The following is a 3535-nucleotide window of genomic DNA, read 5'->3' as shown; positions in this document are numbered from 1 at the left end:
TGTCATTCCTAGTCCTAATACGAGCGTTGGCCGCTTTATTAAGTCTGTCTACTATTCACAATTTGCCCTAAAAGCAAAAACACCAGACGAAGCAGTTTATATGCTCTCCCACATTATGAACAACTTTGATCGCCCTCTAAACATCACTGTCGATCCACAAGATCCAAACAACCCATCACCAGAAGGTAAGGGAGACTCAGAATTTACCGTATGGACAGCTTTAAGCGATTTATCTCGCCGTAAATTTTTTGTTCGCTCCTATCTAGAATTAAACTATCAACAGTTTGACTTAGATGAATTATCAAATGTGACGGACTTCAAAACGATTCCTTATATGTCGAAATATCAGGGATTAGATAGTAGTGATTCTCAAGCTTTAGTTAATACTTAATCGCCAAACATTTTTGCACCATTTCTGATTGTTAATGGGAAACCTGATGCTATTTTAGATAATAATTCCAATGCTCCGGCAGTTTATTTCCCCTTTGTAGGAGCTAACTCCAACAAACACGATCACATTCGCTTGCTGGGTGATAATATCTTTGGTTTTGAAGATTTACTTGCTGGTGGCGATGGGGATTTCAACGATATCATTGTGCAATTTAATCCGATCTAGATGGAGATTCCTGGGTGATTAATTACCTATTGGGATGAAGTGCGTAGGCGTAGCCCGTCGTAGACATCGCTCTGAAAAGAAAAACATCAGGCGTCCAATACCGTTCAGTTAAGCCCAAAAACCTTGGTAGAGACGCGTTAGCGTAGCGGAACGAAGTACAATTTCGCGTCTCTACAGGTCTAAAATCAGTACTAAAAATCCTTAACTGAACTGTATTGCCTGATAGGGCGATGAAGATTCTTGAATTAATACTTTAGAGTGAATTGTTAAATTGACAAACTCAACTGCGAACCTTCTTGAGTTTTATTCACCTCAATCCTAGCTTGGAAAGCTTCTTTGAGGTGGGGCATGTGGGTAACGGTGAGGATGCAGGCAAAATCGGAAGCGATCGCATTAATCGCTGCAATCAAGCGATCGCATCCTTCAGCGTCCTGTGTACCAAAACCTTCATCCACAATCAACAATTGCAAAGCCGCCCCCGCCCGTTGCGCTAATAATTTCGCCAAAGCTAAACGGATGGCAAAGTTAATTCTAAAAGCTTCTCCACCAGAGTAAGTTTCATAAGCTCGTGTTCCTCTAGAATCGGCGATTAAAATATCTAGGGTGTCTATCAGCTTGGCATTTTTCTTGGTTGATTTAGCACTGCGTCCAGCTTTTTGAGTAATAAATTGTACATGAAACTGATTACCACTCAGCCGCGAAAGTAGTTTATTTGTCTCAGCTTCCAGTTGCGGTAACACATTTTCAATCATCAGTGTTTGGATACCATTTTTACCAAAAGCTTGCGCTAATTCCTGATAAACACGACATTCATGCTTGCAAGATTGGAGTTGCTGCTGCTGTTGTTCATACTGAATTTGTAGCGTTTCTAGTTGATGCGCCAACTGCTCTAAACGCCCTAACTTGGCAATTTGCTCATCGAGTTGCCGTCTGCGTATTGCTAACTGCTGCTCTAGTGCTTGAATTTGGGTAGATGGGTTGGCTGTGGCTTGTAGTTGCTGGATAATGCTTTCGATTTGTCCGCCAAGTTTTTGCCGCTCCGTTACTCTGGCGCTTCTGGAATCCTCTAACTCTTGCAATCTCGTCTGGAGTTGCGGATACTGCTGCTGGGCTGATAGCAGTTGTTGATACCGCAAATGCCAAGATTGAGCTTGGCGGACAGCTAGACGCAGATTGTTGTGCTGCTCGGAACTATAGCCAATTTCGGTAATGTGACGCTCAAGAGCCGCGATTTGTTTAGCACATTCAGAATCAATCTGTTCTTGCTGGATTTTGGCTTGTAATTGAGCAATTTGGGATTGTAATTCTGGTTTTCGGGCTAATAGTTGCGCTTGTCGCTTAGTAGCATCCTTAATCTGCTGGAGTTTAATTTCTGCCCATCGCCATCGCTCAACTTCACTCCGAGCGAGAGCGTGGTCTTGTTCATTATAATTAACTTGTTGCAGATATTGGTCTAGCTGCCGGAGTTCGGCTTGTTTCTCGGGAGCGTAATCACCAGCTTGGAGCGATCGCTCTAAATGTTGTTTTTCAGCAGCAATTTGTTGTAACTGTTGTTGCACATCAGTTGTAGCTTCTAACTGGGCTGCCAACTGTCCCCGTTGTTCGCGTAAACCATCGTAACTCGCCAATTGTTGGGAAATTTCTCGATATTCCTGCCTAAGTACCTGAATTTCTCTGTCAGACACAGCCATTTGTTCCCGGACTACCCAAAATTGCCCTTGGGTATCTTCTATCTCAGTTTGGGTTTTTTCCACCACCCGACTCCAGTGATGTTCATCTAAAGGGCGTTCGCATAATGGACAAAGAGCTTCAGGATTTTGGAGCATTTGCAATTTTTGCTCTAATTCTCCTAACAGTTTTTCATAATCCCGTTGATGAGCTTGCAGGCGTTCGATAAAGTGCCGCCTTTCTTGTCCTTTTTCTTGGACTCGTTGCAAATAAACCCGCTTTTTCTCCAGTTCTTCAATCTGGATTGCCACATCCATCACTGCTTGTTGCAGTTGCGGTTGGCGGCGATGCTGACGTTGCAATTGGTTCTCAGTACTTTGGAGTTGTTCGAGTCGCGCTACTAAACCAGCATGAGTGCGATCGAGTTGGCTTTGTAAAGTTGCTCGTTGTTGCAACAACGGAGTAACTTGCATTTGCAGTTGATCTAGACGAGCAACATGGTGACGGGCTGCGGTTAGTTGTGACAAAGCAGCTTCTACTTCACCTGATTTAGTCAGAGTTTGCTGAATTTCTCGCTCTTGTTGCTGTAAAGCTTCGATTTGGGCTTGGGCTTGTTGCAATTGCCGTTCGATTTCGTGAATTTGTTTGGTAAGCTGTTGTTGCTTTTGTTGGCGAGTCTGCCCAGCGCGGGTGTATTCTTCAAATTTGGTAGCAAAGGCTTCTTCTTGAGATTGGAGATTTTGATATTGGGTGTATCCAGCTTTAATTTCAGCTTCTTGGTGTAATATTTTTTCTAAATCTGATAGCTGAGAGCCAATAGCTGATTGTTCTTGTTGGAGGCGATCGCAATCTTGGGTAAGATTTTGGTATTGCTGCTTTACAAAATTGAGTTGTTGTTCCCAATTTTGGCGCTGGTGCTGGATAACTTGCAAACTTTGTAATTGAATATTATCAAAAGCTTGTACCTGTTGCAGTTGGTTGAGTTCGGCTTCTAACTCGACTCTTTGCGCTTGCGTTGTCTGGCGTTGTTGCAACTGAATTTTGATAGACTCTAAAGAACGCTCTAACTCTACTGCCCTGGCTTTGAACTGACGAGAAAATTCCTTTGCCCGTTCTTCCAAATCATCGTATTGATTGAGTTTCAACAACTCCGCTAAAGTTTCTTTGCGTTCCGTCGGGCGTTTGAGCATAAACTCATCTTCACGGCCTTGGCGTAAGTAAGCAGAATTAATAAATGTATCGTAATCGAGC

Annotated in this window: 3 protein-coding genes; 2 read left to right on the top strand and 1 reads right to left on the bottom strand. The window is 43.1% G+C overall.

Annotation, left to right across the window (positions count from 1 at the left end):
- A partial coding sequence (locus LC574_RS31610; protein ID WP_229457516.1) for a linear amide C-N hydrolase occupies positions 1–391 on the top strand: 391 nt, incomplete at its 5' end.
- Positions 392–400: 9 nt separating this feature from the next.
- A complete protein-coding gene (locus LC574_RS31605) occupies positions 401–616 on the top strand; it encodes a DUF4114 domain-containing protein (protein WP_368736759.1) in 216 nt (71 codons plus the stop codon).
- Between the two features lie 266 nt (positions 617–882).
- Here the strand turns inward: LC574_RS31605 and LC574_RS31600 are convergent.
- A partial coding sequence (locus tag LC574_RS31600) for an SMC family ATPase (protein WP_229457515.1) occupies positions 883–3535 on the bottom strand: 2653 nt, incomplete at its 5' end.

Source organism: Nostoc sp. CHAB 5715, assembly GCF_020829685.1.
GTDB lineage: Bacteria > Cyanobacteriota > Cyanobacteriia > Cyanobacteriales > Nostocaceae > Nostoc.
The sequence above is the reverse complement of the archived record's forward strand: the minus strand, read 5'-3'. Positions and strand labels throughout refer to the sequence as shown.